This window comes from Acidimicrobiales bacterium (assembly GCA_035533095.1).
Lineage (GTDB): Bacteria > Actinomycetota > Acidimicrobiia > Acidimicrobiales > Palsa-688 > DATLUM01.
This window is the reverse complement of record DATLUM010000117.1, coordinates 1-2,836: the sequence shown is the minus strand read 5'-3', so window position 1 is coordinate 2,836 and position 2,836 is coordinate 1. Positions and strand designations below refer to the sequence as shown.

The 2,836-nt window shown below is 68.2% G+C and carries 3 protein-coding genes; 2 read left to right on the top strand and 1 reads right to left on the bottom strand.

Features of this window, described 5'->3' with window-relative positions; all coding sequences use genetic code 11:
- On the top strand, positions 1-255 hold a 255-nt coding region (locus VNF71_14525), incomplete at its 5' end, for a hypothetical protein (GenBank protein HVA75770.1).
- A 123-nt stretch (positions 256-378) separates the two neighbouring features.
- Positions 379-1,095: a hypothetical protein gene (locus VNF71_14520; GenBank protein HVA75769.1), complete on the top strand. Its 717-nt coding sequence runs from the start codon at positions 379-381 to the stop codon at positions 1,093-1,095.
- Between the two features lie 133 nt (positions 1,096-1,228).
- On the opposite strand, the gene VNF71_14515 is transcribed toward VNF71_14520, so the two are convergent.
- Complete coding sequence (locus tag VNF71_14515) at positions 1,229-2,554, bottom strand: IS1380 family transposase (protein ID HVA75768.1); 1,326 nt, start codon at positions 2,552-2,554, stop codon at positions 1,229-1,231.
- Between the last annotated feature and the right edge of the window lie 282 nt (positions 2,555-2,836).

The window sequence follows — 2,836 nt, the reverse complement described above, 5'->3', positions numbered from 1 at the left end:
GTCCCGGATCGCTCCAATCGTTTGAGCAACGAGGACGGACGCGACGCCCAGAACAAACGTGACCAGCGCGGCGAGCAGGTCCACTTCTCGAACATGGTACGCCCCGTCGGCTCGTCCTCAGCTGAGCGCAGGCTGCTGTTCCGCGGGATTGCGTCGATGGACCGTAGCGTGGGCCAGGGTGCTGGCGGGGTGAAGTTCGTCGGGACTCTCCAGCAGAGTGGCGGCGGGCACGCTCGACCCGTTGTCGGCGGCTGAGGCGTGACGTGAGGCACGGACCCGCCCGTCGGGAGTTGCCGACCCGGATTCGTCAGGAGGGCGTCCGACGACCGCGGACCGCTCCTCTTGTCGGACCCAGACGCCGCGGCTATCGTCCTTCGGGTGGAACGTCGCTCGGTACTCGCCTCGGCGCTGCTCGCGTTCATGGTGTTAGGCGGATGCACGGGCGCGACGCATGCGCTCACGGGCGAGGTCTCGTTCCTCGGGACGCCGATCGGCCTCGACTGCCTGGGCAACTCGACGCTGGCCGGTTCGCTCCCCGGCGTTCACGACGGCAGCGAGGTAGTGGTCGAGGACGCGACTCATGCGGTCGTCGGCACCGCCGCGCTCATCCCCCTTCCGGGGTCGGGACGAAAGCCCGGACCGACCTACTTCGAAGGCGTTGGATTGTGCGATTTCAGCTTCACGGTCACTGACATCCCGGATTCCAAGTTCTACAGCATCACCATCGGCGGACTCCCGGGTCCGACCTACAGCAGCGATCAACTGCAGTCCATGAACTGGACGGTCGTGCTGGGGAATCCTCCGACCGACGTTGCCCCGGTTCAGTCCGAGCTACCCGCGACCCAAACCCCAACACCCGCCGCAACGCCCCAGCCTGTTTACGGCCTCAACCAGGCAATCACCCTACCCGGTTACTCGCGGATCGGACCCGACCCGAACGACTACACCCCTACCAACTTCGTCACTATCGATGCGGCTCAGCTGACCGTGATCGCGGAGGAGACGTGGAAGGGTAAGCCCGGATCCACCGAACGGTGTCGTCTGAGGGCTCGATGGCGGCCGCGGGGAGACGATCGACCCCGATCGGGGTCATGACGAAGCCCTGACCAGGGCGAACGAGGGTCGGACGGCGAACGATCTGGTCCCGTGAGACGTGGTGGATGGGCCGCAGCCGATTTCCTCGCAGGCTGACGCCAGCCCCGAGGCGGCCGACCGTGCTGACCGGACGTCAGGCGAGGAGCGGGATCGCCCGGAGCCGCGCGAGGGCGGCTGTGAACTCGGCAGCCCAGGGCCAGCGGGCCGGCAGGTGGAGCGTGACCCGACGAGCTGAGCGGGTGAGCCGACCGGCCACGGCGAACAGCCGGCGGCGGAGCGTCTTGGTGGTGACGATCCCGGCACCCAGCCCGAGCCTTGCCGTCCAGCGGGCGAGGTTATGGGCGATCACCTGGACCGCCAGCCAGGCGCCGTTGGCCGCGAACTTCCCCGACGGCAGGTGGTTGAGCCCGACGCCGTACTTGAGGTCCCTTATCGCGTTTTCGATCTCGGCGTGGCGGCGATGATCGGCTTCGAGCTCGAGGGTCTGGCCGTCGCGGTCGGTGATGAACGCGTGGAAGTCGTACAGGGTCAGGAGCGCGAGCTGGGAACCCGGGGTCGGCTTCACCCGGCGGACGATGAGCCGGACCGCCCTTGCGTCCTTCTCCGTGGCGAACGGGGTGTACGTCGTCTCGGCGACGTCGGCACCCCCTGCGATCCAGTACGGGATCGGGGTCCAGGCTTCTTCGGGGATCGCCTCGATGAGCCGACGCACCGATCGATGCTGGCGGATCGTGATGGAGAAGCGGACCCCCATCTTGCGGCAGACACCGACGACCTCGCAGGCATAGAACCCGGAGTCGGCGCGCATCGTCAGTTGTCCGCTCGCCCCCGCGGCGCGGACCCGCCCGATCGTCTCGGCGAGGAAGTGGGCGGCGCCCCGGACGGTGTTGGCCCGGCCCTCGCGCAGCCGCGCCATGAGCACGTCGCCCGTGCCGGCGGCGACCGCGAGGAGGGGATGGTAGCCGCGGACGCCGGTGTACCCGTGGTGGAGGGCACCCTCCTTCGCCAGGCCGTACGTCTCGCAGATCGTCGAGTCGAGATCGATCGTGAACGGCTCACTGCCCGGTCCGGCGCCGGCCGCCCAGGCCCGGGCAAGGAGATCGCGGCTGACCCGGTCGAGCTGCCGGACATGGCCCCAGCGGAAGCTCCGCAGGAACGTGCCCAGGGTTGATGCCGCCTTCACCACGTGACCGAGGATCCTGGCCGTGCCACCCGCCCGAAGGGCGTCTGCGTCGTCGATGCTGTCGCCCCCAGCGAGCGCCGACATGACGAGCGTCAGGAGCTTGTCCCCCGGGTTCGCCCGGCCGGGCTTGTCGTCGAGGTCGAGGTGGGCGTCGACGAGCTCGCGCAGGCCGAGATGGTGAGCCAGGGTGGCCGGCAGGAGGAGCCCGGCAGCAGCGACCAGGCGATCGTCGTCGAAGGCTGTGTCGAGGCGGTCGAGGCTGTGCGATGATCGCATCTATCAGGTGTCCTTCTCGTTGGGCCGGTGTTGATTGAACAACCCCATCGTCCCAGTTCAGAAGGGCACCTGTTTGCGTGTTCCGACAGCCGAATCAGCCCGGGGTTCGGTGGATCCGGGCTTAGGGTCGAGCGCGAACGCTACGACGTCGGGGCGCCTCGGTACGACTCGGACGTCCAGCGTTGACGCTTCGGACGGCTCATGCTTCCCCGGCAGTTCGCTGGCCCATGACCTCGTCGAGCGAGACCCTGATTGCCGACACCAACTCGTCGACTTGGTGTT